Source organism: Rhizobium mayense, from assembly GCF_030272705.1.
GTDB lineage: Bacteria > Pseudomonadota > Alphaproteobacteria > Rhizobiales > Rhizobiaceae > Rhizobium > Rhizobium mayense.
The window spans coordinates 1-26,015 of sequence record NZ_JARFYM010000023.1; the positions used below are offsets into that span (position 1 = coordinate 1).

General features: G+C 61.7%; 28 protein-coding genes and 1 pseudogene. 13 read left to right on the plus strand and 16 right to left on the minus strand.

Annotated elements, in window-relative coordinates; translation table 11 throughout:
* Positions 1-116: pseudogene (locus tag PY649_RS23085) on the plus strand (IS110 family transposase); the annotation flags it as partial.
* 122 nt (positions 117-238) lie between these two features.
* On the opposite strand, the gene PY649_RS23090 reads toward PY649_RS23085, so the two are convergent.
* From PY649_RS23090 to PY649_RS23125, 8 genes are all read right to left on the minus strand, one after another.
* Positions 239-1,252, minus strand: a complete 1,014-nt coding sequence (locus tag PY649_RS23090; protein ID WP_285871073.1) for a Gfo/Idh/MocA family protein — start codon at positions 1,250-1,252, stop codon at positions 239-241.
* The gene (locus PY649_RS23095; protein ID WP_285871074.1) at positions 1,249-2,292 is read right to left on the minus strand and encodes a LacI family DNA-binding transcriptional regulator; all 1,044 of its coding nucleotides are present in this window, start codon (positions 2,290-2,292) and stop codon (positions 1,249-1,251) included. The genes PY649_RS23090 and PY649_RS23095 overlap by 4 nt, the downstream gene beginning before the upstream one ends.
* A 303-nt stretch (positions 2,293-2,595) precedes the next feature.
* On the minus strand, positions 2,596-3,858 hold the full coding sequence (locus tag PY649_RS23100) for an ABC transporter substrate-binding protein (RefSeq protein ID WP_285871075.1): 1,263 nt from the start codon (positions 3,856-3,858) through the stop codon (positions 2,596-2,598).
* Between the two features lie 41 nt (positions 3,859-3,899).
* Positions 3,900-4,340, minus strand: a complete 441-nt coding sequence (locus tag PY649_RS23105) for a DUF4440 domain-containing protein (RefSeq protein ID WP_285871076.1) — start codon at positions 4,338-4,340, stop codon at positions 3,900-3,902.
* Positions 4,337-5,392 carry an aldo/keto reductase gene (locus tag PY649_RS23110; protein WP_285871077.1) on the minus strand — a complete coding sequence of 352 codons (1,056 nt, stop codon included), beginning with the start codon at positions 5,390-5,392 and terminating at the stop codon, positions 4,337-4,339. Before PY649_RS23110 ends, PY649_RS23105 begins: the two co-directional genes overlap by 4 nt.
* Positions 5,393-5,746 carry a TIGR04076 family protein gene (locus PY649_RS23115; protein WP_285871078.1) on the minus strand — a complete coding sequence of 118 codons (354 nt, stop codon included), beginning with the start codon at positions 5,744-5,746 and terminating at the stop codon, positions 5,393-5,395.
* Between the two features lies 1 nt (position 5,747).
* A complete protein-coding gene (locus PY649_RS23120; RefSeq protein WP_285871079.1) occupies positions 5,748-6,239 on the minus strand; it encodes a DUF3830 family protein in 492 nt (163 codons plus the stop codon).
* Positions 6,236-6,973, minus strand: coding sequence for a GntR family transcriptional regulator (locus PY649_RS23125; RefSeq protein WP_285871081.1), 738 nt, complete (start codon positions 6,971-6,973; stop codon positions 6,236-6,238). Before PY649_RS23125 ends, PY649_RS23120 begins: the two co-directional genes overlap by 4 nt.
* A 117-nt stretch (positions 6,974-7,090) precedes the next feature.
* On the opposite strand from PY649_RS23125, the gene PY649_RS23130 reads away from it, so the two are divergent.
* The 5 genes from PY649_RS23130 to PY649_RS23150 all read left to right on the plus strand — a co-directional run bounded on the left by PY649_RS23130 (position 7,091) and on the right by PY649_RS23150 (position 12,027).
* Positions 7,091-7,891, plus strand: coding sequence for an ABC transporter ATP-binding protein (locus PY649_RS23130; RefSeq protein WP_285871082.1), 801 nt, complete (start codon positions 7,091-7,093; stop codon positions 7,889-7,891).
* The gene (locus PY649_RS23135; RefSeq protein ID WP_285871084.1) at positions 7,888-8,637 is read left to right on the plus strand and encodes an ABC transporter ATP-binding protein; all 750 of its coding nucleotides are present in this window, start codon (positions 7,888-7,890) and stop codon (positions 8,635-8,637) included. The genes PY649_RS23130 and PY649_RS23135 overlap by 4 nt, the downstream gene beginning before the upstream one ends.
* The gene (locus tag PY649_RS23140) at positions 8,634-9,542 is read left to right on the plus strand and encodes a branched-chain amino acid ABC transporter permease (protein ID WP_285871086.1); all 909 of its coding nucleotides are present in this window, start codon (positions 8,634-8,636) and stop codon (positions 9,540-9,542) included. Before PY649_RS23135 ends, PY649_RS23140 begins: the two co-directional genes overlap by 4 nt.
* Positions 9,539-10,525 carry a branched-chain amino acid ABC transporter permease gene (locus PY649_RS23145; protein ID WP_285871088.1) on the plus strand — a complete coding sequence of 329 codons (987 nt, stop codon included), beginning with the start codon at positions 9,539-9,541 and terminating at the stop codon, positions 10,523-10,525. Before PY649_RS23140 ends, PY649_RS23145 begins: the two co-directional genes overlap by 4 nt.
* 173 nt (positions 10,526-10,698) lie before the next feature.
* Complete coding sequence (locus tag PY649_RS23150; protein WP_285871089.1) at positions 10,699-12,027, plus strand: NAD(P)/FAD-dependent oxidoreductase; 1,329 nt, start codon at positions 10,699-10,701, stop codon at positions 12,025-12,027.
* 95 nt (positions 12,028-12,122) lie between these two features.
* On the opposite strand, the gene PY649_RS23155 is transcribed toward PY649_RS23150, so the two are convergent.
* The 5 genes from PY649_RS23155 to msrA all read right to left on the minus strand — a co-directional run bounded on the left by PY649_RS23155 (position 12,123) and on the right by msrA (position 16,029).
* A complete protein-coding gene (locus tag PY649_RS23155) occupies positions 12,123-12,839 on the minus strand; it encodes a Bax inhibitor-1/YccA family protein (protein WP_285871091.1) in 717 nt (238 codons plus the stop codon).
* A gap of 22 nt (positions 12,840-12,861) precedes the next feature.
* Positions 12,862-13,632 (minus strand): anti-sigma factor family protein, encoded by a 771-nt coding sequence (locus tag PY649_RS23160; RefSeq protein ID WP_285871092.1) that lies wholly within the window; start codon positions 13,630-13,632, stop codon positions 12,862-12,864.
* Entirely contained in the window at positions 13,619-14,158 is a 540-nt protein-coding gene (locus PY649_RS23165) for a sigma-70 family RNA polymerase sigma factor (RefSeq protein WP_285871093.1), read from the minus strand. Before PY649_RS23165 ends, PY649_RS23160 begins: the two co-directional genes overlap by 14 nt.
* A 64-nt stretch (positions 14,159-14,222) precedes the next feature.
* Positions 14,223-15,146 carry a bestrophin family protein gene (locus tag PY649_RS23170; protein ID WP_285871171.1) on the minus strand — a complete coding sequence of 308 codons (924 nt, stop codon included), beginning with the start codon at positions 15,144-15,146 and terminating at the stop codon, positions 14,223-14,225.
* A 130-nt stretch (positions 15,147-15,276) separates the two neighbouring features.
* The gene (gene msrA, locus PY649_RS23175; protein WP_285871094.1) at positions 15,277-16,029 is read right to left on the minus strand and encodes a peptide-methionine (S)-S-oxide reductase MsrA; all 753 of its coding nucleotides are present in this window, start codon (positions 16,027-16,029) and stop codon (positions 15,277-15,279) included.
* Between the two features lie 202 nt (positions 16,030-16,231).
* Between msrA and PY649_RS23180 the strand changes: the two genes are divergently transcribed.
* The gene (locus PY649_RS23180) at positions 16,232-17,014 is read left to right on the plus strand and encodes an SDR family oxidoreductase (protein WP_285871095.1); all 783 of its coding nucleotides are present in this window, start codon (positions 16,232-16,234) and stop codon (positions 17,012-17,014) included.
* Positions 17,015-17,030: 16 nt separating this feature from the next.
* On the opposite strand, the gene PY649_RS23185 is transcribed toward PY649_RS23180, so the two are convergent.
* Positions 17,031-17,240, minus strand: a complete 210-nt coding sequence (locus tag PY649_RS23185) for a SlyX family protein (RefSeq protein ID WP_285871096.1) — start codon at positions 17,238-17,240, stop codon at positions 17,031-17,033.
* Positions 17,241-17,467: 227 nt separating this feature from the next.
* Between PY649_RS23185 and PY649_RS23190 the strand changes: the two genes are divergently transcribed.
* From PY649_RS23190 to PY649_RS23210, 5 genes are all read left to right on the plus strand, one after another.
* Positions 17,468-18,304, plus strand: a complete 837-nt coding sequence (locus PY649_RS23190) for a metallophosphoesterase family protein (protein WP_285871097.1) — start codon at positions 17,468-17,470, stop codon at positions 18,302-18,304.
* Positions 18,301-19,464: an ABC transporter ATP-binding protein gene (locus tag PY649_RS23195; RefSeq protein ID WP_285871098.1), complete on the plus strand. Its 1,164-nt coding sequence runs from the start codon at positions 18,301-18,303 to the stop codon at positions 19,462-19,464. The genes PY649_RS23190 and PY649_RS23195 overlap by 4 nt, the downstream gene beginning before the upstream one ends.
* On the plus strand, positions 19,457-20,380 hold the full coding sequence (locus PY649_RS23200) for a carbohydrate ABC transporter permease (RefSeq protein WP_432761395.1): 924 nt from the start codon (positions 19,457-19,459) through the stop codon (positions 20,378-20,380). The genes PY649_RS23195 and PY649_RS23200 overlap by 8 nt, the downstream gene beginning before the upstream one ends.
* Entirely contained in the window at positions 20,377-21,213 is an 837-nt protein-coding gene (locus PY649_RS23205) for a carbohydrate ABC transporter permease (protein WP_285871100.1), read from the plus strand. Before PY649_RS23200 ends, PY649_RS23205 begins: the two co-directional genes overlap by 4 nt.
* 137 nt (positions 21,214-21,350) lie before the next feature.
* Positions 21,351-22,616 carry an ABC transporter substrate-binding protein gene (locus PY649_RS23210; RefSeq protein ID WP_285871101.1) on the plus strand — a complete coding sequence of 422 codons (1,266 nt, stop codon included), beginning with the start codon at positions 21,351-21,353 and terminating at the stop codon, positions 22,614-22,616.
* Between the two features lie 80 nt (positions 22,617-22,696).
* Here PY649_RS23210 and PY649_RS23215 read toward each other — a convergent pair whose 3' ends face one another.
* Positions 22,697-23,668 carry a substrate-binding domain-containing protein gene (locus PY649_RS23215; protein WP_285871173.1) on the minus strand — a complete coding sequence of 324 codons (972 nt, stop codon included), beginning with the start codon at positions 23,666-23,668 and terminating at the stop codon, positions 22,697-22,699.
* 113 nt (positions 23,669-23,781) lie between these two features.
* Complete coding sequence (locus tag PY649_RS23220; RefSeq protein WP_285871102.1) at positions 23,782-24,684, minus strand: LysR family transcriptional regulator; 903 nt, start codon at positions 24,682-24,684, stop codon at positions 23,782-23,784.
* A 136-nt stretch (positions 24,685-24,820) separates the two neighbouring features.
* On the opposite strand from PY649_RS23220, the gene PY649_RS23225 reads away from it, so the two are divergent.
* A complete protein-coding gene (locus PY649_RS23225) occupies positions 24,821-25,993 on the plus strand; it encodes an HlyD family secretion protein (protein ID WP_285871104.1) in 1,173 nt (390 codons plus the stop codon).
* The last annotated feature ends 22 nt before the right edge of the window (positions 25,994-26,015 follow it).

The following is a 26,015-nucleotide window of genomic DNA, read 5'->3' on the forward strand; positions in this document are numbered from 1 at the left end:
ACAAACTGGTCGCTGCCGGCAAGCCAAAGATCGTTGCTATCGTCGCCACCATGCGAAAGCTGCTAACCATCCTCAATGCCATCATCCGGGATCAAAAACAATGGCAACCAGCTTGACCAAAAAGACAGTCGCTCTCCCCAATGGGGAGAGGGTAAATCGTTACCGCACGCGCGGCATGACCGAGCTGTCGCAAACGTCGCTGCCGCCGCGGGAGTGATATGCTTATTCATTGCGACGCTCAAAGTCCTGGATCAATCTTGGCGGCTTCACCTGTGGCGGCCGATTTGACGACGGCAAGGCCCGCCGCCAACGACCACACGCCGTCTTCGCCGGTGGCTGACGGTTTTCCCCGCCCCTCGATCGCGGCATGAAAGGCGGCAAGCGCCGTCTCATAGAGATTGTGGTGATGAAGCGGCAGCTCCGTCTGACCGTCCCTGTTGCGCAGGAAGACATGACCGATAGGCTGCTGCGTCATGACATTGCGGCCGATCAGCGATCCATCGGTACCGTGCACCTCGAAGCCGGTCTCCGCATATTTCGTGGTGAAGCCGTCGTGAAACTGCGCGATGACGCCGGATTTAAACCGCAAGGCGCCCATAACAGCATCCTCAAGCCCGGCTTTGCTCATACCGCCGTGCTGGCCGAGGGCGATCGCTTCCACCGGATCGTCATTCAGCACGAAGCGCAGCGTGTCGGCGTCATGAACGGTGATATCGAGAATGACACCCCCACCCGCTTGCGGCTTGTCCAGGCGCCAGCCCTGCAAATGCGGCGGCAGATAGACGGCATGGAAAACGCGGGCGCTGAGCGGCTTGCCGATGCGCCCGGCCGCAATTGCCTCCCGCATGGCGCGGTGGCTTGCGGCATTGCGCAGATGATGGTTGGTGCCCATGACCACACCGGCGCCCTTCGCCGCCTGCACCATGAGACGCGCATCTTCCAGCGTCAGTGCCAGCGGCTTTTCGCAAAGCACATGCTTGCCGGCCTTCACCGCCGCCAAGGTCTGGTCGCGATGCAATTCATTGGTTGTCGAGATGTAGACGGCATCGACATCCGGATCGCTGACGAGATCCGCGATATCCGTCACCGATTGGGCAATACCGTTTTCGGCTGCATAGGCACGGCCGCGCTCCGCGTCCCTGCTCATGACGGAGACGACATCGCCGCCAGTTGCACGAATGGCGTTGATCATCCATTCATGGGCGATCGTGCTTGCGCCGATCAGGCCCCATTTTACACCTCCACTTGTCATGACACGGCCCTCCTTGCCGTTGCGTCCAGCGCTGTTCCGGAGCTCTGGCGCACTACCAACCGCACAGCGCTGACGATCGCCTCCGCCTCCACCTTGCCGGAATTGATTTGCTTCAGGAGCAATTGCGCCGCCCGCCGGCCCATGCCCTGCGGATCGACGGAAATCGTCGTCAGCGCCGGCACTGCACTCTCGGCCTCGATCACATCGTCGAAACCGACCACAGCGAAATCGACACCCGGCTCCAGCCGACGCGCCCTCAGACCATCGCAGACGCCGAAGGCGACCGCATCGTTGAAACACAAGGCCGCTGTCGGCTTATGCGCAAGCAGCATCGCGCGACCAACCGCCTCGACGCCGCCGGCCCGCGAGGGCGCGGTTGCAACGACGAGCTCGTCATCAAAAGCGATTCCCGCCTTGGCCAGCGCATCACGATAGCCGCCGAGCCGTTCGGCAAACACGGCGGTGTTGGCAAAACCGCCCATGAAAGCGATGCGGCGATGGCCGAGGCCGGCCAGATGCTCGACCGCCGCGGACGCGCCGGCGAAATTGTCAGACACCAGCGACGAGACCTTTGCACCGGGAATATTGCGCACGACGATCATCACCGGAATACCGGCATTGGTGAGCGGCTTGAAGTCGGCCGCGTCCGTGCCGCGCGCCGGCGAGACGATCAGGCCGGAAATGCCGTGCTCGCGCATCGAGGCGACGACCTCACGCTGCCGATCTATGCTCTCGCCGGTATTGGACAGGAACTGCACATAGCCGGCCGACTGCACGACCATGTCGACGCCGACGGCGAGCTCAGCAAGGAAGCTGTTGGTGAGATCGTTGACGACTATGCCGACAATCTTCGACTTCGCCTGCCGCAAGTTGGCGGCGCCGCGATTATAGACGTATCCGAGCTCGCGGATCACCGCATTGACCTTGGCCCGTGTCGCTTCATTGACCAGCGGGCTGCCCTGCAGAACGAGCGACACGGTCGACTTCGACACGCCAGCGGCATGCGCAATATCGATGACCGTGACACGTCCCTTGCTCATGAATCTCCTCCAGGGTCTCCATCCGTCGTCACGGACGATTATTTGGAACGTTCCAAACGTTGTCAATTGGTAAATTCGAAAGTATAGCGATAGCGGCTAAAGGCAGCCGGAAATGCGCGGCTTTCCTCGCATTTCGAGAGCCAAATAGGCATTGTGCCCGGATTTCGATTTACAAGAGTATCGTCATTGATTTTTGGAACGGTCTAAATTTCCATCCTAATCGGGCGCGCAGAAACGCCCGGCAACCGAGTGGTTGCCGGGCGTCCCATGGAAACGAAAAGAAAATCTAAGAAACCGCAGGCCTTATTTGTTCAACTGCGCCTGCAGCTTGTTGACATCATCGATCGACATTTCGCCGTCCGTTGTCACCTTGCCGTCCGTGATCTTCCAGAGACGAAACGGGCCGGTGATGTCGCCATATTTGTCGAAGGCGACCGGGCCTATGACGCCCTCATAGCGGATCGGCTTACCGTCTTTGATCAAGCCGAGCGCCTTGGCGAATTCATCCTTGCCGGCATAGATCGGCGTGCCTTGGGGATCGACTGCTTTATACATCGCATCCTTGATCTTGGCCGGATCGTCCGAGCCAGCAATCGCGATGGCGAGGCCGACGATAGCACCGGCGTCATAGGAACGGTCCGCCGCCGGGTTGGACGGTTCGATGCCCGAAAAATCCTTGTAGTTCTTCATGAAATAGTCGGTCGAAGCCGTCGGGCTGGTACCAGAAGACGTGCCATAGGCATCCTTGAGGTAGTCGGCACCGACCGAGTCGATGAAATCCGGGCTGTTCATGCCGTCGTTGAGCAGGAATTTCTGCACGCCGCCTTGTGAAATCCAGGTGCGGGCGATGGTTGCTCCATCGACCGGCGTACTGACAAGGTAGAGGCCGTCCGGATTGCCCGCCATGGCGGCGGTGACTTCCGAGGCGTAGCTCGACTGCTTTTCGTTATAGGGCGTGTCGGACACGATAGTGCCGCCGAGCGCCTTATAGGCACGAGAAAACTCCTTCACCATGTTGACGCCAAAGTCGCTGTTGACGTGAATGACCGCCAGCTTCTTGAAGCCCTTGTCGATCGCGTATTTCGCGGCCGCCACGCCCTGCAGCGCATCAGATGTGATGGTGCGGAAGAAGATGCCGTTGGTCTTGCCGTCACGGCCGAGCGCCGTCAACGTCGGCGAGGACGAGGCCGGCGACACCTGCACGATCTTGGCCGGTGCGGTGACCGAGGTCAGGATTGGAATCGAGACCGACGAGATGATGCCGCCGATAATGACTGGCACCTTCTTCACTTGCACGAGCTGGGTCGCGGCGTCGACGGCGACATTGCCTTGGCTCTGGCTGTCACGCGTATCGGTTACCAGATCGCAGCCGCGCACGCCGCCGGCGGCGTTGATGTCGCGGAAGGCCATTTCGACCGATTTCGCGCCCGCCTGACCATATTCGCCGGCGGGGCCCGTCAATTCCATGACCAGCCCGACGGTGATTTTGCAGTCTGCCGCGTTGGCAACGCCCGCCGCAGCAAGGAGCGCCAGAGCGGTGGTGATTTGAAATATCGTCTTTTTCATCTTTGTTCCCCTTGTTAGGTGCACGACTTCTATTTCAGTGGTTAAGCCTGTTTCGTCTCCGGCGCCTGCAGCCAGGTTTCATGCAGATGCCGCCATTCGACACCGTTCGGCATCGATGAACTCTCGGTAAAAAGCGCGCTTGACCGCCGCCAGCTCCAGGCGCCCGCTCGAAATTGTGCCTCGACATAGGTGACGACAATGATGCCGGCGGCCTCCCAGCCGGGCCTGACGTCGTCGATTTTGATCACGAAATCACCGTGAAAACAGCCACGGTTGGCCCGGACATGGTTGATGATGGTATCGCGCTCGATAATGCGCCCGTCGTCCGGCGTGACGATGCGGAACTCCTCACCCAGGACTTTTTCGAACCGGCTGAAATCCGTTTGGTTGTGGTCCGTTGCATTATACCAGTCGGCGAAATAGCGATGCAGGTCGATGATTTCGGCCTTGGCGCGCTCGAAGAGGGATGGGCTCGTGCTCATTTTTTCCCCGCGTTCAGATTGTAGTGCATGATTGAGCCATGCCGCCCGGTGCGGTCGCGCTCCAGCGTGTAGACATCGCCGAGTGGGCCGTTGCTCTGCGCGATGATCGCGGCAATCTGAGACCGATCCTCTGCTGTGAGCGCAATATCCATGATCCTCGCATTGGCGAGTGCATGCGCCTGATTGCGGGCGCCGACGATGGCGGCAGCCACCTGCGGCTGCTCCAGCACCCAGGCGCTGGCAGCAGTGGCGATATCGACGCCATGGCGGTCGCCGATGGCCTTCAATGTCTGAAGCAGCGACTGGAACAGTTCCCAACCGCCGAAATCGTCGATGATCAGCTTGTATTTGATCAGTGAACGGTTCTCGAGCGGCATCTCCGGTTCCAGCTGGCCCAGCCATCTGTCGCCGAGGAATCCACCCGCGACGGAGCCGTAGCAGAGGAAGCGGACATTGTTGTCGGCAGCAAGTGCTGTCAGGCTGTTTGCCGGCCGCTGGTCGAGCACGGAATATTGCAGCTGCTGGCTGACGAGAGGAATGCCGGCTTTCAGGATTTCAGCGATGTGCGGCGTATCGAAATTCGTCGTGCCGACATTGCGGACCTTGCCTTCCCGCCGCATCTCGTCCAGCCAGCCGAGCGCATCGAGATAGCCGGGTAGCGCATAATCCCACCAGTGAAACTGCACGAGGTCCAGCCGCTCGGTTTTCAACCGCCGCAGCGATTGCTCGACAATTCCCCTGATATAATCGCGGCTGATGCGCGACAGCACTTCGAGATCAGGCACCAGCTTGGTGTGCACCTTCATCCTGGCGGCGGCGTCGAGCCCGCGCTCCTTGGCGAGCCGCAGGCGTGCAGCGCCGATCAGCTCTTCGACGCCGGTATAGATATCAGCGCAATCGTAAGTGATGATGCCGGCGTCGAAAGCGGCGATGAGGTCGGTCACGGCCTGCGCTCGGTCGATCGACCCATGACCCCCGGCCAATTGCCAGCCACCGCGAATGACGCGCGAGATCGAATAACCAGGGCTGAGTTCGAAAGTCTTGGCATTCATCTATTTATTCTCCTCGGGCAACGGCACTGCCGTCGTCTCGGCATGGCTGAACCGCCGCTTGCCCGTTCGGATGATCCTGAGGCGGCTCGCGCAGTTCGGGTCCGGACAGGCGATCTCGGCGTCGGATGTCATCCAGTCGTTCTTATGGGTGGGCCGCTGCTTGGCCGCGAGCAGCGGCAATACGGCGGAAATGGAATAAATGGAGAAACCCTGCCCCGGTGGCAGCGACAGCATTTCGCCCTTGAGCTCGAAATAATCGCCCTCTTTGGCGCCGCAATAGATCGGCTTGCCCTCGGGAATGACGGCTTCGACACGCAGGTCGAACAGCTCGAAGGAATCGTCTGCCGCGCTCATCTCAGACCTCCATGACGCGGGCGAAAGTCACGTCGCAGGCGCCGTTGCGGCGAATAACACCGCAGGCCGCAGCGAAATGCTCGCGCTCTTCGGGCCGCACCTGCGCAACGACGCTGCCCGGCAACCAGCCGATCGGGAACAGCAGTCGAGCACCCTGCCCGTAGAACAGGCCGATATCGAAGATCGGGTTGGGGCTTCCGCCCCAGACGCGCGCCGGGACATAGCTCAGCACGATATCGCCCGGCTGCGGCGTCAACGTCGCGTTTTCCGCCGGCAGGGGATTTGCCCATTCGCTGCCGACGAGATGATCCGGCGGGATCGGGCAGGAGATTTCCGGTCCCGTCCACATGGCATGGATACCCGGCACAATGCGCGGCTCGGCCAGATAGGTCCAGAGGAACTCCACATTGTCCGGAGCCTTGCCGTCGAGCAGCACGGCGGTAACGGAAAGCGCGGAGCGGGGCTCGGTGATGCGGATGGCGCGCGTGCTCATGACATACCTTTGCTTGCCGCTTCGGATTGCAGCTTGTTGCGGAGAAAATTGAAAGGCCGGCTGATGTCGGCGATCAGCGCCTCGCGGGCAGCCGTGGCATCCTGAGCCGAGAGCGCTGCCACGATGCTGCGATGGAAATGCGCCGTATCGACCTCGCCGGCCTCGGAGAAAGCATAGATCGCCACGCGGATGCAGGGGCCGGATTGCAGCCATAGGCTCTCGATCATCGGGATCAGCACGGCCGAGCCGCAAGCGCGATAGATTTCGAAATGGAAGCTCTGATTCAGGGTGACCTCGCGGTCGACATCCTTCTTAAGCTTCAGCGCCCGCATCTCGTCCCACTCGCTGAGCATGCTTTCGATGACGGAGACTTGACGCGAGGCCATCCGCGTCGCCGCAAGCGCGATCGCTTCGCCCTCGATCAGGATGCGGGCACGTAAGAGATCGTCCATGCGCTCGAGCGTGATCGGCGGAACGCGGACGGAGCGGTTCGGCAATGCCTCCAGCGCCTTTTCGGTGATCAGACGGCCCAGAGCCTCGCGAACAGGCATGGTGCTGGTCATCAGGGCATCGGCGAGGCCGCGAATGGTGAGCACCTGGCTCGGCTCGAACAAGCCGCCGATCAGCGCCCGGCGAAGCTCCAGATAGACGCGATCCTGCACGGTCTCGCGGCCGACGGGCGCGAGCTGAGCGGCAATGGGGTCGTTGCTTTTCACGACAGCCGTCTTTTGCATGGCCTCCCCGCTTTTGGCTTGCAGAGAGGATTAAAGCCGATTAGCGTGATCATTACAAGTGTGATCACAAATCAAAAATCAGAAGGCGGCAAGGATCGTCTTCGGCCAGAGGGATCCATGAGTGCACTGAGCGAACGGCGGGAAGAGGACACCCGTCCACCCGTTCTGACGGCGAAAAACGTGGTGCGGCGCTTCGGCGGCGTTACCGCGGTCAACGACGTGTCCTTCGACGTCCGCCGCGGTGAAATCCTCGGTCTGATCGGCCCGAACGGTGCCGGCAAGACGACGATGTTCGATCTGCTTGCCGGCAGTGTTCAGCCGAACAGCGGCGAGATCGTGCTGAACGGCATGGCTGTGTCCGGGGAAGCCGCGCACCGCCGCATCGGCCGCGGTCTCGGCCGCACTTTTCAGATCCCGCGCCCCTTTCCAAATCTGACGCTGCTCGACAACGTCATGCTGGCCGCGCAATCCCAGGCCGGCGAAGGGCTGCTGGCAAACTTCCTGAAACCCTGGCGCGTCAAGGCCGAGGAGAAAGCCGCGCGCGACAAGGCGGCGGAGCTGCTGGAGCTAGTCAACCTGACGCGGCTGGCGCATGAGCCCGCCCGCGTGCTCTCCGGCGGCCAGCGCAAGCTACTGGAGCTTGCCCGCGTCATGATGGCCGATCCCGCCATCATCCTGCTCGATGAGCCGGCAGCCGGCGTCAATGCCACACTGCTTGAAGTCATTATCGACCGTATCAAGGACATCAACGCGCGCGGCATCACCTTCCTGCTGATCGAACACAATATCGACATGGTGACCCGCCTCTGCCATCGCGTTCTCGTCATGGCGGCAGGCCAATTGCTCTGTGAAGGCACGGCCGACGAAGTCGCGCGCGATCCAAGGGTCATCGAAGCCTATCTCGGGGGTGCGGCATGAGCGAAACCGCCCTTCTCGTCCGCGACCTCATCGCCGGCTACGAGCCCGGCGTCCCGATCGTTCGCGGCGCATCGATCACGGTCCATCAAGGCGAGATCGTCGTCGTCCTCGGCCCGAACGGCGCGGGCAAATCAAGTTTCATCAAGGCGATCGCCGGCCTCGTGCCGGTCACCGGCGGCACGGTCTTGCTCGATGGCAAGGACATTACCGCAGCACCCGCCCATACCATGGTCCGACTCGGGCTCGCCTTCGTGCCGCAGACGGAAAATGTCTTCCCGCTGATGTCGGTCGAGGACAATCTGAAAGTGGCCGGCGGCATCCTGAAGCCAAGAGAGATCCCTGGCCGTATCGCGGAGATGTACGAGACCTTCCCCGATCTCGCCCGCCACCGCCGCATTGCCGCAGGCAACCTGTCGGGTGGTCAGCGCCAGATGCTGGCGGTCGCCCGCGCCCTGATCGTGCATCCGAAGGTGCTGGTGCTGGACGAGCCTTCGGCGGGTCTCTCGCCGAAATTCGTTTCCATGGTCTTCGAGATGCTGACTGAGATCCGTAAAGGGGGCGTCACCATCCTGCTCGTCGAGCAGAATGCCAAGGCCGCATTGGCGATCGGCGACCGTGCCTATGTCCTCGTCGAGGGCAAGGACCGGCATGAGGGTGTTGCCTCTGAACTCTGGAACGACCCCGTCGTCGCCGAACTCTATCTCGGCCAGCGCCCGTCGCACACCAAGTCGGGAGGCGCAGCATGAGCCTGCAATTCATTGTCGATGGGCTGCTGACCGGCTCGATGATCGGCCTTGGCGCCATCGGCGTGACGCTCACCTATTCGATCCTGCGCTTCTCCAACTTCGCCCATGGCGATTTCATGGCCTGGGGCACCTATGCGACGCTCGCCGTCGTCAGCGCCATCGGCGCCATGTTCGGCAAGATCGCGCCGATCGGCCCGCTCTCCTTCGGCTGGCCGCTCATCGTAGCGGTCATCATCGCCATGGGGCTGACAGGCCTGCTGGCGCTGCTCCTCGACATGGTTCTCTTCGCGCGGCTGCGGGCCAAGGGCCAGGCGATCATCGTCGTTATGGCGAGCTTCGGCGCCTCAATGGCGCTGCGCAGTCTCTTGGAATTTCTCTTTACCTCGCGGCCAACCTATTTCAGCCGCGCCATCCAGATCGCCATGCCCATTGGTTTCGGCATCCGCATCACCCCGGATCAGATCGTGCTGCTGCTGGTAACCGCTATCCTCGTTCTCGGCGTGCATCTTCTGATAACGCGCACGCAGACCGGCCGCTCCATGCAGGCGCTGAGCCAGAACCCGGCGCTTGCCCGCGTCGTCGGCATCGATGTCGCCAAGGTCGTGCGCGTCACCTGGCTGGTCGGTGGAGCGCTCGCCTGCGTCGCCGGCGTGATGATCGGCATTCTCGTGCAGATCCGGCCGCTGATGGGCTTCGACATGCTGTTGCCGATGTTTGCCGCCGCCATCCTCGGCGGCATTGGCAGCGTGCCCGGCGCCGTCCTCGGCGGACTGATCATCGGCCTGGCAGAAGCCGGCGCGGTGCAGTTGATCGGCGCGGAATGGCGTGCCGCCGTCTCCTTCATCATCCTGATGGCGGTGCTGTTCGTCCGGCCGATCGGCCTCTTCGGAGTGAAGGAACGATGATGGATCTTGTCGGTTATGGCGCATTCTTCCTGACCACGGCGCTGATCTTCTCGCTGATCACCCTCGGACTGAACCTGCAATGGGGCCTGACCGGCCTCTTCAACGTCGGCCTCGCCGGCTTCGTCGCCATTGGTGCCTATACGTCGGCGCTCCTGACGACGCCGGACACGGCCGGCCGTTTGGGCGGTTTCGACATGCCGATCCTGATCGGCTGGCTCGGCGCCATGGTGATCGCCGGCGCCGCCGCGGCCATCACCGGTATCGCCACCCTCAGGCTGAGGTCCGATTACCTCGCTATCACCACTTTCGGCGTCGCCGTCGTCGTCCAGCTCGTGGCACTGAATGCGCAGAGCTTGACCGGCGGTCCTTTCGGCGTTGGTTTCATTCCGCGCCCCTTCGCCGCCCTGGCCGAGACACCATTGCTGTTCAATCTCTCCAATCTTGCCGTCGCCGCCGTGGTGACGCTGATTGTTTTCCTCGCCCTGGAACATCTGTCGCGCAGTCCCTGGGGACGTGTGCTGAAAGCGCTGCGCGAAGACGAACGCGCCGCCATTTCGCTTGGCAAGAGCGCGCGCTTCTACCGGGTGCAGGCCTTCGCCGTCGGCGGCGCGATCATGGGGCTGGCGGGTGCGGTGCAGGCGCATTTCATCGGCTTCATCGCCCCGGACAATTACGTGCCTACGCTGACCTTTCAGGTCTGGGTGATGCTGATTGTCGGCGGCTCCGGCAGCAACAAGGGCGCGGTCATCGGAAGCATCCTCGTCTGGGCGATATGGGCCGGCTCCGGCGCGCTGACCAGCGTGCTCTTCACACCGGAACAACAAGCCCGCGCCGCCTCGCTGCAGATCGTCGCCATCGGCGTGATGCTCTGCGTCATCCTGCTCATCCGCCCCAATGGTCTCTTCGGCGACATGCCCCGCCGCCCGCGCTTCGGCAAGCGGAAACAAAAGGTCGTCATCGATGAAAGCGGTGCGACGCCATGAGGTATGGTTTTTGTCAGGCATGTCCTGTTTTGCCGCACTCTCGACGCTGGCCCCTCACCCTAGCCCTCTCCCCGCAACGCGGGGAGAGGGGACGACGAAGCGAGATAGCCACGTCCGCAACAGCAGCGCCCCCTCTCCCCGCATCGGCGGGGAGAGGGTTGGGGTGAGGGGCCATGTACAGAAGTCCCTCATCGGCAGACAAGCCTGACCAGCAGAAACAACCAATCTCCCTCTGGCACGCCACCAGCTGTAACCGCAAAACCAGACCGCCGCTGGAAACCGATATCGATGCCGACCTCGCCATCATCGGCGGCGGATTCTCAGGCCTCTCGACGGCATTGCATGCTGCGGAAAAAGGGCTTTCGGTCGTGGTATTGGAGGCTGAAATCGTTGCCTGGGGAGCGACCGGCCGTAATGCCGGTTTCGTGGTGCCGAACTTCGCCAAGATGGATCCCGATAACATCATCGCACATCTCGGCCCCGAGCGTGGTGAGCGACTGATCCAGATGGCCGCCGGCAGCGCCGATCTGGTCTTCGATCTGATCAGGCGCCACGATATCGATTGCGATGCATTGCAAAGCGGCTGGATTCAGCCGGCACATTCGCCCGCCGCGTTCGAAAAGGTCAAATCTCGTGCCGAACAATGGACAAGCCGCGGACGTCCGGCCGTGATCCTCGATCGGCAGGCGGTTCGAGATACCACAGGCGCGGACGGTTATTTCGGCGGCTGGATGGACAAGTCCGGCGGCGTTTTAAATCCCGTCGGCTATGCATATGGTCTTGCCGCGGCTGCCGAAGCGGCAGGCGCGCGCATCTTCGAACATTCTCCCGTTGGTTCGATCCAACACGCAGGCGACGGATGGGTGCTCACAACCACAGGCGGAAAGGTCCGGGCCGGCAAAGTCGTCGTAGCCGCCAATGCCTACGGCGGCCGGCTCAATCCGATGCTGGCGCGCACCTATTTTCCGCTCAAGGTCTTCCAGATCGCAACGGAGCCGCTGCCGGCTTCGGCACGGCAACGTTTGTTGCCAGGCGGCCAATGCGTTTCCGATACGCGGCGCAATCTCTTCACCTTCCGATTCGATGCCGAAAATCGGCTGATTACCGGCGGCATGCATGTCATCGGCCCAGGCGCGGATGAGCGCGTGCCGCGCGCCATCCACCGGCGCCTCGCCCGTCATCTGAATCTCAGGGATATTCCGCCGCTTGCCTATAGCTGGTCCGGCATCGCTGCCGTCGAGCCGGATTTCCTGCCGCATCTGGTAGATCTTGCCACGGGCCTTGTCGCTGGCTTTGCCTGCAACGGCCGCGGCATCGCCATGACGACGGCCATGGGCCGTGTATTGGGCGATTGGGCTGCGGGCGCAAAGCCCGACGATCTGCCGATCCCCTTCGCGCCGCCGGCGCCGATCCCGTTTCACGGCCTGCTCAAACATGCGCCGAACATGCTGCTCCCGTGGAGCATGCTGCGCGACCGGCTGGACGAATGCGCCGGCTCCTGATCTCAAAAAGGTTGCGCCTGCGGTATCGGCGCAGATACCGCAGGCGCGTCATGCGTCCCTACTAACCCCCAGTGGGACGCAATCTATTGTCTGGATCACTCCCGCTCGCCCGTGAAATTCAGGAGAAGCTGGAAGATGTTGACGAAGTTCAGGTAGAGCGACAGGGCACCGAAGACGGCCAGCTTCTGCGAGGATTCCTGGTCGTAATTCTCGGCATATTGCTCCTTGATGTTCTGCGTATCCCAGGCGGTCAGGCCGACGAAGACGACGATGCCGATGACCGAGATTGCAAACTGCAGCGCGCTCGAAGCCAGGAAGATATTGACGACGCCGGCGATGATCACGCCGAACAGACCCATCATCAGGAACGAGCCGATGTTGGAAAGGTCACGCTTGGTCGTGTAGCCATAGAGACTGGTCGCGCCGAACATGGTTGCGGCGATGAAGAAGGTCCGCGCGATGCTGGTGCCGGTGAAGACCAGGAAGATTGAGGCGAGCGACAGGCCCATGACGGCGCAGAATGCCCAGAACATCGTCTGCGCGGTACTCGCCGACATCGACTGGATGCGGAACGAGAAGAACAGCACGAAGCCAAGCGGCGCCAGCATGACGACCCACTTCAGCGGCGTCTGGAAGATTGGCACATAGAGCGCCGGTGTCGTACCGACGATCAGCGCAACGATGCCGGTCACCACAAGGCCGATGCCCATGTAGTTGTAGACGCGCAGCATATGCTTGCGCAGGCCTTCGTCGAAGAGCGCCTGCGAGCCGGCGGCGGCTCCATAGCTGTATCGCGGATTGGTCGGGTTCATGGTCGTTCTCCTTTAATTCAAACTAATACAAGGTACGGGCGAGCTTTTCGGCCTCGCCGTCGAGTACGGCCGCCTTGCCGTCGCCAATCAGCGCGTAGGCAACCTCGCCGATCTGCCAATACGCAGCCTGAACGTTGTCGCGCTTGACATGACTGACCTTCTGGACGGCGAAATTGCCTGGACGGACGGCAAACAGCGACAATTGCCCGCCTTGGCCGGCATTGACCGTCAATTCAACGCTCGGGCCGAAATCGGACGGATAAATCTGCGCATCGGTGACGTGCCAGCCTTCCGGCAGTGTCGGCAGGACGATCGCCGTCGACGCGCGGATCTCGTCCGGATTGTAGGCCGCATGCGCCGGCTGCGATTTCATCGCTTCGCGAACGGCCGTTGCCCGGTAGGCCTGCACCGCATCATCGACGAAAGCGGGCGCCGGAACGGATGCGTTGACTTCGCTCGCGGTAAAGGCGCCGAAGGACGTGTGCGCGACCCAGCCGGCCGCCATCAGCATGGCGACAGCGGCAACCCGCTGGAACGAGTTCAGAACCCAGCCATAAGCGAGCCCGCGCTCCAGTCGCCGTGCGGCTTCGCGCGTTTCCGCCTTCGCCGCCAGTCCTTCGCCAGCGAGCGCCATGCGCAGCTCGCCGCGGATGCTCTTGTCGGCCATGACCTTGGCAGCGATCGCCGGATGTTCCGAAAGGTAGGATTCCACCTCGACACGGCGCGCGACAGCCAGTTCACCATCGACATAGGCGTCGAGATCGGCGTCGATGACGGGATCAATTGTTTTCATTGCCGCCTCCTTCGATGAGCCGGAGATGCGAGCCCGCGCGCGATGTCTCCTCGAAATTCCTCAGGCTGGCGCGCGCGCGGGCGATGCGGGACATCAGCGTCCCGACGGGAATGCCGAGCGCGAATGCTGCCTCCTGATAGGAAAGGTCCTCGATCGCCACGAGATGCAGCGCCTCGCGCTGCTCTTCCGGCAGATTAAAGAATGCGTCGCGCACCTGTTTCAGACGCACCGCATGATCTTGCGAAGCCGGGAGCGACTGATCGAATTCGGCGGCAGCCTCTTCATGGCGCCGATTGAGCGAACGGGCCTGTCGCAGCCGGTCGATATGGGCATTGTGCAGGATTGAAAGCAGCCAGGTTCGCAGGTTCGCGCCGCGGCGGAACGACGACTTCCGTTCGTAGGCCTTGACCAGCGCATCATGCACCAGGTCCTCCGCCTCATCCGCGTTGCGGACCAGCGAACGGGCATAACGTCTCAGCGAACCGAGCTGCCCCAAAACATCGAATGTGCGTCCTTTGCGTTCCATACCCCAATATACGGAAGCTGAGGCGGCCTTATTCCATGGACCGGCGAATATTTTTGCCGATTGCTTACATCAGCACGAAATCCTTCGGCTGCGGCAGCGGCGGCAGATCGGTTTCGCCAAGCGCTTCTCGCAGATTGATCTCGATCGTATCGGCGAGAGCACCGATCGCCAGCGCATTCGGGCGGTTGCTGAATGGATCCTCCAACTCGTCCCCCAGCGCGTCGAGGCCGAAGAAGGTATAGGCCACGAGGGCCGCCACAAAAGGCGAGCCCCGGCCGAGCGTATCCACGAAACCGAAGGGCAGCAGGAAACAGAAGAGATAGGCCGTACGATGCAAGAGCAGCGTATAGCCGAAGGGCAGCGGCGTATTGCGGAGGCGTTCGCAAGCTGCCTGCGCTGCCCCCATCTGGCCGACGCTGGCATCGAGCATCTGATATTGGATATCCGAAATTCCGCCTCCGGCCCGCAAACGCGCTAGGTCGGCCGACATCAGGCGCAGAAGCAGATCCGGCCGATTTTGAGCCGTGCGATAGAACTCGACTTCGCTCGGCGTCAGATGACGCAAAACCTTGCTCTCGTCTCCGCCCGGCCGCAGATGGCAAACCAGCGCCTGCGTGAAGGCCATAGTCAAGCGCAGCAGGTTCCGTCGCGCCGCACCACCGGCCTCCCCTGTCGCCTCCAATATCAGCGTTTGACGGGCGAAGCCGCGGGCCGCATAGACAAGCTGGCCCCAATTGCGCCGTCCCTCCCACCAGCGGTCGTAGCAGGCGTTGTTGCGAAAGCCGAGAAATATCGAAAGCGCGATGCCGAGCAGCGCGAACGGCGAACCGCTGAACGAGAGGATCACGTTCGGCCGCTCCTGATGCCCCCAGACGATCAGCGCCGACAGCAGGAAGATCACGACGATCTGCGGCAGTATCTGGCGGATAATCGAACCGCGAACTATGAAGAAAAGCTGGAAGAGACCTGGTCGGTCACGGACGATCATGACGAAGAGCACTCTGTTTGATGCCTGGGGAATGGAGGAATACACCAGGCATCGCAAGAGTAACGAGCATTTCCTGCAAAGCTGCCGTGATCGGCCAGCATCGCCAGCACTTCAAGCAGGTCGAACGGCGCTACTTCGCCGAGGCGCTCGCTTCGACCAGAACCGGATCGGCGCGATAGTCCTTCGGGAAAATGCGTTGCAGATTTTTGATCTTCGGCAGGTCGTTGATGACGATGTAGGGGTAATTGGGATGCGTCGTCAGGAAGTCCTGGTGATAGTCCTCCGCAGCATAGAACTGCCGCGCCGGCTCGATCTTGGTGACAACAGCCCCATCGAAAACCTTGGCATGATTGAGCTGGTCGATATAGGCCTTGGCAACGTTGGCCTGCTCCGCGTTGGTCGGAAAGATTGCCGAGCGATATTGCGTGCCGCTATCCGGCCCCTGATAGTTGAGCTCCGTCGGATCATGGGCGACGGAGAAGTAGATCTGCAAGAGATGCCCGTAGCTGATCTTGTGCGGATCGAAGACGATGCGCACGGATTCGGCATGCCCCGTATCGCCGGTGCTCACCATCTCATAATGGGCCGCGTCCTTGTTGCCGCCGGCATAGCCCGACGTGGCGCTGATGACGCCGTTGACGTGCTGGAACACGCCCTGCACGCCCCAGAAGCAGCCGCCCGCGAGAATGGTGGTTTCCGCGCTGGCGGAGCCCGCCTTTTCGTCCACGATCGGCGCCGGAATGACGCGCGCGTCTTCGGCCGAGGCGCGGCTGACAAATTGCAGTGCTACGCCGGCAAGCAAGACCGCGCCGACGGCAAAGGCGGCAGGACGGGCAACGCGCGACAATGTCCTGCGGATCGTATCTTTCGATGGACCGTTCATGATCTTCTCCTCCTGGCAGCGATTATAAAATCTCTCGTCACCAGGGGATACGGGACGACCGCGCTTTTTGTTACACACAGGCGTGTGAAACACCGAAACGTGATGATGCGCCGCAGCCGGAATCGCCGGCGAACGGGTTAGAACTTGGGAATGATCGCTGCGCCGACGGGTTTGCCACAGGCAGCAGCCAGAGGGGAATGGAATGGAGCTATCGGGAAAAGTCGCGCTGATTACCGGCGCAACGTCGGGCATCGGCCGAGCATCGGCCTTTCGGCTGGCCTCGGAAGGCGCGGCAATCGGCGTTCTCGGCCATGGGGCGAAGGAGGTCAACGACACCGTAACGGCGCTTGTCGCTGCCGGCGGAAAGGCGCTGGGATTGATCGCCGATGTCGCCGATGAAGCGGCCATGGAAATTGCCGTCGGCACGTTGATCGCGCATTTCGGCCGGCTCGATATCGTGCTCGCCAATGCCGGCATCAACGGCGTCTGGGCGCCAATCGACGATCTGAAGCCCGAGGAATGGGACCGGACCATCGCCGTCAATCTGCGCGGCACTTATCTGACGCTGCACTACGCCGTGCCGCATCTGAAAGCGCAAGGTGCCGGCTCGATCGTGGTCATCTCGTCCATCAACGGCACACGCACCTTCACCAATGCCGGCGCCACCGCCTATAGCGCCTCCAAGGCCGCCCAGATCACTGTCGTCCAGCATCTTGCTCTCGAACTTGCCAGACACCGTATCCGCATCAATGCGGTCTGCCCCGGCGGCGTGGTTACCAACATTTCCGAAAGCACCGTCAAGCGCAACCAGCAAGAAGCCGCCATTCCCGTCGTCTGGCCGAAGGGCAATATTCCCTTGAATGATGGCCAACCCTGCAGCGCCGACGACATCGCCGAAACCGTCTTGTTCCTCGCCTCCGAGCGCTCCCGTCACATCACCGGCACGCCGATCTTCGTCGACGGCGGCCAGGGCTTGTTGATCTAGCTATGCGATAGAGCCCTCAATAATGGGGCGGTTTGGTGATGGGCGGGGCGTCCAGGGACTGTTCTTCCAGCGTCAGGAAGCGCTCGGTCAGCCGGTCGAGCTTCTGCCGTGTCTGCTCGATCACTTTCCACTGCTCCGCCACCTGATCGGACAGTTCCTCGATCGTCTTGGCCTGATGGGCCACCTGTTCTTCGAGTGCGGTGATACGGCTTTGTTCGTCTGACATTTCTGTTCCCTTTCGGCAACGATCTATAGCACCTGCACCACCTGCGTATAGTGTTTCAATTCGGCACCGGCGCCATTTGACGATGATGTGACAAAACTGAAAAACAGGTGAAAAGACCCGTTACTTAACTGACATCAGGGCCTTCTAAACAGAGCGGCGAGAAGCGCCGGTTTTGAAGGAATTTCCCTCCGCAAGCGCTCTCCTTTTAAGATTTTCGGAGAAGCGCCTTGAAGATCATCCAGATCACCGACACGCATTTCAGCCCGAGCAAGCCGCATTTCAACGGCAATTGGGAGCCCCTGGCGCAGTGGATCGAAGCGAGCGGTGCCGATCTCGTCGTTCATACCGGCGATCTCAGCGTCGACGGTGCCGACAAGGATGAGGATATCGCCTTTTCCATGGACCTGATGCGGCAGATCTCCGTGCCGATGCTGATCGTACCCGGCAATCATGATGTCGGCCATCTGCCAGGCTCTCTCCAACCCGTCAACACTGAACGGCTGCAGCGCTGGCGTCGGCTGGTCGGCCCGGACTATTGGGCGGAAGATCTAGAAAACTGGCGATTGATCGGCCTCGACAGCCTGTTGATGGGCTTCGAGGACGCCGAAGAGAAGGCCCAATTCGCGTGGCTGCAAGATATGCTTGAGAGCCGCGGCGACCGGCGCGTGGCGCTCTTCGCCCACAAACCGCTATTCGTCGATGAGCCGAACGAAGGCGACACCGGCTATTGGAGCGTGCGCCCGGTACAGCGCCGCCGTTTCTACGATCTGATCGCGGCCCATGACGTCGCCCTCTTCGCCAGCGGCCACCTGCACTGGGCCTGGAAGGGGCAGCTCGACAAAACGGCTTTGGTCTGGGCGCCGGCTGCCTCCTTCATCCTCGACAAGATGGAGCGCCTGATGCCGGGCGAACGCCTGATCGGTGCCGCCGTCCACACCCTCGGTGACGACGTTGCGACCGAGATCGTGGCCATTCCCGGTATGAAGACGTATTTCCTCGACGATGTCGTCGAGGAGGTCTATCCGCACGAGGCCCACAAGGTTCAGCGGGAGCCGACGGTATGAGCACGCTCTCGCTTCGCGGCGTCACCAAATCTTTCGGCGCCAACGACATCCTGAAGGGTGTCAGCCTCGAGGTCGAGCCCGGCGAGTTCATCGCCCTCGTCGGCCCGTCCGGCTGCGGCAAGAGCACCTTGCTGCGCATCCTCGCGGGGCTCGATCACGCCGACAGCGGCGAGATCCTTGTTTCCGGCAATGACATCTCGGGTGTGGCGGCGGCTGACCGCAATATCGCCATGGTTTTCCAGTCCTACGCGCTCTATCCGCATCTGACCGCATCGGAAAATATCGCCGTGCCGCTCGCCATGCGCCGACTGACGCGCATCCAGCGCCTGCCCTTCGTCGGCGGACTGATCCCCGGCCAGAAGAGCGTCCGCACCGGCATCCTCCGCGATGTCCGTGAGATGGCGACTTCACTGAAGATCGACCATCTGCTCGATCGCAAGCCCGGCCAGATGTCCGGCGGCCAGCGGCAACGCGTGGCGCTTGCCCGCGCCATGGTGCGCCAGCCTAGCGTCTTCCTGATGGACGAGCCGCTCTCCAATCTGGACGCCAACCTGCGCGTCCATGCCCGGGGCGAAATCGTCGAGCTGCATCGCCGCGCCGGCGTGCCGACCGTTTATGTCACCCACGATCAGGCCGAGGCGCTTTCCATGGCCGACCGCGTTGCCGTGATGATCGGCGGCCAATTGCTGCAACTCGCCACGCCGCAGACGATCTATGACGATCCGGCCCATATCGAAGTCGCCCGCTTTGTCGGTCAGCCGCGTATCAACCTCCTGCCGGCATTGGCCGACAACGGCACCGTCGCCTTCGGCGGCATAAGGCTGGCGCTGGAAGACGGTAGCTTTACCGGCAACAATGTCACGCTCGGCATTCGGCCGGAATTCGTTCGCCTCACCCAGGGCCGTCAGGATGCACTCGCGGCCCATATCGAGCGGCTGGAATTCCTCGGCTCCGAAGTCATTCTCTATACCAAGCTTGACGCCATCGGCGAAACCATGGTCGTCAAGCTCGCGCCAGCAGAAGTTGTCGGCCTTTCCGCCGGCATGCCAGTTGCGCTGACCCTGTCGGCCGAACAGGCGATGGTCTTTGCCGAAGACGGCCGTCGCCTGCGCGCCGTGCCCGTTACAGTCGATGCGACCAGGGAGAAGGCCCATGGCTAGCATCGCCGCCACGGCCATGCCGATGCAGTCGGTGGCGGCGCGCGAGCGTAGCGAGGTTCGCACGGCCCTGCTGCTGGCGCTGCCTGCCATCATCCTGATCGTGCTTTTCGTTCTCCTGCCGATCGTCGCGGTCGTCTTTCTCGGCTTCACCGATTTCCAGCTTGGCGACAAAAGCTTCCGCTTCGTCGCCTTCGAGAATTTCGCGCACCTGCTCCGCGACCGGACATTCCAGAAGTCCCTGTGGAACACGACGATCTATACCGTCATCGTCGCGCCCGTCTCGATCGTGCTCGGCCTCGGCGTGGCGCTGCTGATCGAAAGCGAAGGCATCGGCCGCAGTTTCTTCAGGACCGCCTATTTCCTGCCGGTCGCCTCGCTGATCGTCGCCATGGCGACTGTCTGGCAATATCTTTTCCATCCGACCATCGGCCCGATCAACGCCATGCTGGCTGAAATCGGCCTGCCGCGCCCGAACTGGCTCGGCTCTTCGGCAACCGCGCTCTACAGCCTGTCGATCATCGGCGTCTGGCAGACTGTCGGCTTCAACATGGTGCTGTTCCTCGCCGGCCTCACCGCCATCCCGCGTGAACTCTACGCCGCCGCGGAGGTGGATGGCGCGAAATCGGCTCTTGACCGCTTCTGGCTGGTCACCTGGCCGATGCTCGGGCCGACGACTTTGTTTGTAACCACCATCAGCATCATCAACGCCGTCAAGGTCTTCGATACCGTCAAGACGCTGACCGATGGCGGCCCGAACCATGCGTCGGAAGTCCTGCTTTTCACCATCTATCAGCAGGGGTTCGTCTATCTGCAGGTCGGCTATGCCTCGGCGATGACGACGGTCTTTCTTGCCATCCTGGTGGTGCTGACCTTCCTGCAATATCGCGTTCTCGACCGGCAGGTGCACTATACATGACCTCCTCTGGCTTCACCCCCGGCCGCATTCTGCGTCTCTCGCTGCTGATATCAGGCGCCATCGTCTTCCTCGCGCCCTACATCTTCATGATCTCGACCGCCGGCAAGGCGCAGGACGATATCTTCACATCCGCCCTGAAGCTGATCCCGACGCATATCTTCTACGTCGAGAACATCACCCATGCGCTGAGCAAGGTGCCGATGGGCACACTGCTTTGGAACGGCGTCCTCGTCTGCGGCCTGATCTTCTTCTTCCAGGTGCTGATCGCCATCCCCTGTGCCTATGCCATGGCCAAGCTGAAGTTCCGCGCCGCGCGCACGATGATGGTGCTGATCATGCTCGGCCTGCTGATCCCGATCCATGCCACGGCACTGCCGCTCTATGTCGCCTTCAACAATCTTTCCCTGCTGAACAGCTACACCGCGCTGGTGGCGCCCTTCTCGATCTCGGTCTTCGCGATCTTCATGTTCCTGCAGTTCTTCCGCGCCATGCCCGACGATCTGATCCACGCCGCCCGCCTCGACGGCATGTCGGAACTCGGTATCGTCGGCCGCGTCATCGTGCCGAACGCCTGGCCTGCGGTGACCGCCTTCGCGATCTTCTCGGTCGTGGCGCATTGGAATGACCTTTATTGGCCGCTGATCGTCATCAGCAAGCAGGACTACGCGACGCCGCCGCTCGGCCTCATGTATTTCCGCGCTGCCGAGGCCGGCGACGACTACGGCGCGCTGATGGCCGCCACGCTGATTATCACCCTTCCCCTCGTCGTCGCATTCCTTCTCGCGCAGAAGCGCTTCGTCGAGGGCATCACCATGACCGGTCTCAAGGGATGACCGGTTCCCTAGAGCGGATGATTTTAAATCGCATCGATCTAAAATCTGAATCCGCTCTAGAATCAAAGAAGTAGAGCATGATGTCGTCCGAAACCGCTTACACTTTTCGGCATCATGCTCGAACAGGAGAACGAGCGATGAAGCATATCACCCAGATTCTCGCCGCCACGGCCATCTCGATGGTTGTGGCGGTTCCGGCCTACGCCGAAACGACCTTGACGGTTCACTATCCGATGCCCGGCTTCTTCAAGGACGTGATGGACACGATCTCGAAGAAGTTCATGGAGCAAAATCCGGATATCAAGATCCAGTTCGCTGCTCCTTCGGCCACCTACGAGGAAGGTATCCAGACCATCCTGCGGGAAGCCGGCACGAATGAAATGCCCGACGTCACCTTCATCGGCCTCAACCGCCTGCGTATGATGGATGAGCGCAATGTCGCCGTCGATCTCGGACCGCTCGTCCAGAAGGACGGCAACATGGCCGCGCAGGGCTTCTCCGACACCATTCTCAAGCTCGCCCAGGTCAAGGGCAAGCAGGTCGGCCTCGCTTTCGCGACGTCGAACCCGATCATGTACTACAACGCCGACCTCGTGAAGGCAGCCGGCGGCGACCCGAACAACCCGCCGAAGACCTGGGATGAAGTCATCGCGCTTGGCGGCAAGATCAAGGCGCTCGGCAACGGCGTCGACGGCATCGATTTCCGCTGGCAGGGCGACGACTGGATGTTCTCCGCCCTTCTCTTCGGCGCTGGCGGCAAGATGCTGAGCGACGACGAAACCAAGGTCGCCTTCAACGGTCCGGAAGGCCAGAAGGCCGTCGACATGATCGAGCGTTTCGTCAAGGAAGGCGGCATGCCGGTGTTCACCAAGGCTGCAGGCGAACAGGCTTTCGCCGCCGGTAAAGTCGGCTTCGAATTCCAGACCACCGGCGCACTGATCAACACGATCAAGAACGTCGGCACCAAGTTCGACCTGCGCACCGCCCCGATCCCGCTGATCGACCCCGTCAACGGTCGTCTGCCGACCGGCGGCAACGCCGTCGTCATCCTGACGCACGATCCGGCCAAGGAAGACGCCGCCTGGAAGTTTGCCAAGTTCGCCGCCGGCCCCTATGGCGCTTCGGTCGTCGTGCCCGGCACCGGCTATGTTCCGAACAACGAGCTTGCCGCCAAATCGGCTGACTATCTCGGCGACTTCTACAAGAAGAACCCGCTCTTCCAGGCAAGCCTCAACCAGATGCCGCTGATGATCCCGTGGTACGCCTTCCCCGGCGCAAACGGCGTCAAGGTCACCCAGACGATCGTCGACAACCTGTCGCGCATCGTCGACGGCTCGGCCACGCCGAAGGAAGCGCTTGACGACGCCGCTTCCGACGTCGAAGGCATGCTGCCGCGCAGCTGATATTTCGATCTGACGACGAAAGCCGCGCCGCCTCTCTTCCGGGAGGCGGCGCTTTCGTTTGCTAGCGCGCTGGAGCAATTTCAAAGATTGCTGACCGTTCCGCCGGGCCGCAGCCGATAGGGTACGGTCAGATGGCGCGGCGGCGCGGCATTCTCCGCCATGTCGAGCAGCAGAGAGGCCGCGGCCGCACCCATAGTCACTTCCGGTATCTCCACCGTCGTCAACGAAAGCTCCATCAGCAGGCCGAGGGAGATACCATCGAAACCGGCAACGGAGATATCGCGCGGGATCGAAAGCCCCTGGCGTCGCAGCGCGCCCATGACACCGATGGCCAGGAGATCATTGGAAGCTATGATCGCCGTCGGTTTCAGACGCGACACGACATCCGAGAGATCGAGCTGGTCCAGGCTGTTGACGAAGGAAATCTCCAAGGGCTCGAAAGGCGGATGGCCCGCCGCCTCCATCGCCCTGATGTATCCGAGATAGCGCTGCCTCGCTCGATCCGATGCCGCGAAATGACCGGCGATGAACAGGATACGGCTATGCCCCTTGCGCAGCAGATAATCGGTCAGATCCCGGCCGGCGCCGAAATTGTCTGTCGCGACGGCGGCGGTGAAGCGTGCCGTCGGCAGATTGCCGAGCAGCACGGTCGGCGGCAGAGCGGAAGAAAGAGCGGGACTATGTTCAGGATCGCAGACCGTGAGAATGAGGCCGGTCGGCTGCTGTTGGAGCAGCGATGCGACGGCATCGGCCTCCTGCGCCGGATCATAGTTCGATTGCGCGATCAGCACGCTGTGCCCCGCATGCAAGGCCCGGCTCTGGATGCTGGAGAGCGAGGACGCGAAGACCGGATTGGTGATGCTGGGAATGAGCACGCCGATCGCCGGCCGCCGATTGCCGGCACGGCCGCTGGTGCGGTAACCGATCTCGGCTGCGGCGCGACGCACGCGGCGCACCATCTCGTCGCTAACCGGGCCATTGCGGTTCAACACCCGGCTGGCAGTCGCAACCGAGCAGCCGGCACGAAAGGCGACTTGCTGGAGCGTCGACATGATCTCACGCACCTCCGGCTTCAGGTCCGGCAGCAACGAAAATAGATCGAGCACCAGAGTAGCCGGCTATTTATCCGAGGTCCGTGACAGTTATTTGAAGGATTCTTGTCGCCTCAGCTCATCCATTTCCGATGTTCGGCAAAGCGCTCCGCGACCAGGTCGATGAATAACCGCGTTTTCGTCGGCAAATAGGTGCGGTTGGGATAGATCGCGTTGATGGAGAATTCCGCAGGCTTGTAGTCCGGCAACAGCCGCACTAGCGCGCCGGAAACCACGTCGTCCATGATGACAAAGCTAGGCGCGAGGAAAATCCCCTGACCGTTCTGCGCCATATAGCGCAACGTGTCGGCACTCGTCGTGACGATATTGCCTCCGACCTTGACGCTCACCTGTTCCCCGGCCTCGTTGAAAAAGCGCCAGTCGTCGCCATAGGGATAATAGGAGTAGCGCAGGCAATTGTGGCTTGCGAGATCGGCGGGCGTCGTCACGGCCGGATGCGTGCGGATATAGTCCGGCGAGCAGACGAGCACGTGCCGCCAGGGCGTCAGCCGTCGCGCCACCAGGCTCGAATCGGCCGGCATCGTCGTGCGGATGGCGAGATCGTAGCCCTCCTCAATCAGATCGATCATTCGCTCGCCAATGCTCAAGTCGACGCTCACGGACGGATAGAGGCTCAAATACTCGCTGATGACTGGCGACAGGAAGCGAGTGATATGCGTGCTGGTATAGAATTTCAGCGTACCGCGCGGCATCGACGTCGCCGCGCCTGCGGCGCTGTCGGCCTCCTCCAGATCGGCGAGAATCTGGCTCGACCGCTCATAATAAAGCTTGCCGGTTTCGGTGAGGCTGACCTTGCGCGTGGTGCGGTTGAGCAGCCGGACGCCGAGCCGATCCTCCAATGATTGTATATGGTTGCCGACCATGGTGACCGACATGTTGAGACGTCTGGCGGCCGCCGAAAACCCGCCGCATTCCACCACGCGACCAAACACCTGGAGGCTCGTCAGCCTGTCCATTTTGCTCCCCGATTATCCGCTCTGAGTTGATGATCCTTCCCGATATATGCACATTATCACGTGACGCGTCACGGTGCATTGTCCACCCAACGAAACACGGACCTCGAGACAGAGGTCGAGACTATGGAGAGAGACAATGGTTGAGTTGCCGCGCAAGGAGCAGTTTCAGACTGTCCTGGAAGCAGATGTGAAAACCCCCGCCGTCGCCGAGGCGCCTGCTACGGGAACCCCTGCCGCTGAAGCCCCGAAGTCCAAGTCTGGCCGCAAGATCGTCAAGTGCACGATCATCGCCGCCGCATTGCTGGCTGGCGCCGCCTTTATCGGCGACTATGGCTACCAATACTGGACGACCGGCCGCTTCATTGAATCGACCGACGATGCCTATGTGAAGGCCGATTACACCACGATAGCTCCGAAGGTTTCCGGCTATATCGCCGAGGTGCTGGTCAACGACAACGATCACGTCAAGGCCGGCCAAATACTCGCCCGCATCGACGACCGCGACTATCGCTCGGCGCTGACCCAGGCTCAGGCCGATGTCAAAGCCGCCGAGGCTGCCATAACCAACCTCGATGCGCAAATCGCCCTGCAACAATCCGTCATCGACCAGGCCAAGGCCACCATCGTCGCTTCGCAGGCTTCGCTGACCTTCGCCGAAGCGGACTCGCAGCGCTCGCAGAACCTGATCCGCAATGGCGCCGGCACCACGCAGCGCGCCGAACAAAGCCAATCGGCACGTGACCAGGCCGCAGCCAACCTTCAGCGCGATCAGGCAGCTCTCATCGCCGAACAGAAGAAGATCGCGGTCCTTCAGACCCAGCACGACCAGGCCGTCGCCCAGCGCGATCGCAGCGCCGCCGCCGCCCATCAGGCTGAGCTGAACCTCTCCTATACCGAGATTGTCGCCCCGGTAGACGGCACGGTCGGCGCCCGTACGCTGCGCGTCGGCCAGTTCGTCACCGCGGGCACGCAGCTGATGGCTGTCGTTCCGCTCAATGCGGTCTATGTCGTCGCCAATTTCAAGGAAACACAGTTGACCTATGTTCGCCCGGGCCAGCCGGTCGAAATCAAGGTCGACAGTTTCCCGGACGCCGAGATCAAAGGCCACGTCAATAGCGTGTCGCCGGCAAGCGGGCTGGAATTCTCGCTGCTGCCTCCGGACAACGCGACCGGCAACTTCACCAAGATCGTCCAGCGCATTCCCGTCAAGATCACGCTCGATGATGCAAGCCTTGCCGGCCTGCTGCGCTCCGGCATGTCGGTCGAACCCGAGATCGACACCAAGGCCGCCGTTCAAGGCCAGCACTGAAGCATGAAGGATTATCCAGTCA

Coding starts and splice junctions, on each gene's coding strand:
- PY649_RS23090 (WP_285871073.1), bottom strand. CDS start 1,252: ATGACAAGTGGAGGTGTAAAATGGGGCCTGATCGGCGCAAGCACGATC.
- PY649_RS23095 (WP_285871074.1), bottom strand. CDS start 2,292: ATGAGCAAGGGACGTGTCACGGTCATCGATATTGCGCATGCCGCTGGC.
- PY649_RS23100 (WP_285871075.1), bottom strand. CDS start 3,858: ATGAAAAAGACGATATTTCAAATCACCACCGCTCTGGCGCTCCTTGCT.
- PY649_RS23105 (WP_285871076.1), bottom strand. CDS start 4,340: ATGAGCACGAGCCCATCCCTCTTCGAGCGCGCCAAGGCCGAAATCATC.
- PY649_RS23110 (WP_285871077.1), bottom strand. CDS start 5,392: ATGAATGCCAAGACTTTCGAACTCAGCCCTGGTTATTCGATCTCGCGC.
- PY649_RS23115 (WP_285871078.1), bottom strand. CDS start 5,746: ATGAGCGCGGCAGACGATTCCTTCGAGCTGTTCGACCTGCGTGTCGAA.
- PY649_RS23120 (WP_285871079.1), bottom strand. CDS start 6,239: ATGAGCACGCGCGCCATCCGCATCACCGAGCCCCGCTCCGCGCTTTCC.
- PY649_RS23125 (WP_285871081.1), bottom strand. CDS start 6,973: ATGCAAAAGACGGCTGTCGTGAAAAGCAACGACCCCATTGCCGCTCAG.
- PY649_RS23130 (WP_285871082.1), top strand. CDS start 7,091: ATGAGTGCACTGAGCGAACGGCGGGAAGAGGACACCCGTCCACCCGTT.
- PY649_RS23135 (WP_285871084.1), top strand. CDS start 7,888: ATGAGCGAAACCGCCCTTCTCGTCCGCGACCTCATCGCCGGCTACGAG.
- PY649_RS23140 (WP_285871086.1), top strand. CDS start 8,634: ATGAGCCTGCAATTCATTGTCGATGGGCTGCTGACCGGCTCGATGATC.
- PY649_RS23145 (WP_285871088.1), top strand. CDS start 9,539: ATGATGGATCTTGTCGGTTATGGCGCATTCTTCCTGACCACGGCGCTG.
- PY649_RS23150 (WP_285871089.1), top strand. CDS start 10,699: ATGTACAGAAGTCCCTCATCGGCAGACAAGCCTGACCAGCAGAAACAA.
- PY649_RS23155 (WP_285871091.1), bottom strand. CDS start 12,839: ATGAACCCGACCAATCCGCGATACAGCTATGGAGCCGCCGCCGGCTCG.
- PY649_RS23160 (WP_285871092.1), bottom strand. CDS start 13,632: ATGAAAACAATTGATCCCGTCATCGACGCCGATCTCGACGCCTATGTC.
- PY649_RS23165 (WP_285871093.1), bottom strand. CDS start 14,158: ATGGAACGCAAAGGACGCACATTCGATGTTTTGGGGCAGCTCGGTTCG.
- PY649_RS23170 (WP_285871171.1), bottom strand. CDS start 15,146: ATGATCGTCCGTGACCGACCAGGTCTCTTCCAGCTTTTCTTCATAGTT.
- msrA (WP_285871094.1), bottom strand. CDS start 16,029: ATGAACGGTCCATCGAAAGATACGATCCGCAGGACATTGTCGCGCGTT.
- PY649_RS23180 (WP_285871095.1), top strand. CDS start 16,232: ATGGAGCTATCGGGAAAAGTCGCGCTGATTACCGGCGCAACGTCGGGC.
- PY649_RS23185 (WP_285871096.1), bottom strand. CDS start 17,240: ATGTCAGACGAACAAAGCCGTATCACCGCACTCGAAGAACAGGTGGCC.
- PY649_RS23195 (WP_285871098.1), top strand. CDS start 18,301: ATGAGCACGCTCTCGCTTCGCGGCGTCACCAAATCTTTCGGCGCCAAC.
- PY649_RS23200 (WP_432761395.1), top strand. CDS start 19,457: ATGGCTAGCATCGCCGCCACGGCCATGCCGATGCAGTCGGTGGCGGCG.
- PY649_RS23205 (WP_285871100.1), top strand. CDS start 20,377: ATGACCTCCTCTGGCTTCACCCCCGGCCGCATTCTGCGTCTCTCGCTG.
- PY649_RS23210 (WP_285871101.1), top strand. CDS start 21,351: ATGAAGCATATCACCCAGATTCTCGCCGCCACGGCCATCTCGATGGTT.
- PY649_RS23215 (WP_285871173.1), bottom strand. CDS start 23,668: ATGTCGACGCTCCAGCAAGTCGCCTTTCGTGCCGGCTGCTCGGTTGCG.
- PY649_RS23220 (WP_285871102.1), bottom strand. CDS start 24,684: ATGGACAGGCTGACGAGCCTCCAGGTGTTTGGTCGCGTGGTGGAATGC.
- PY649_RS23225 (WP_285871104.1), top strand. CDS start 24,821: ATGGTTGAGTTGCCGCGCAAGGAGCAGTTTCAGACTGTCCTGGAAGCA.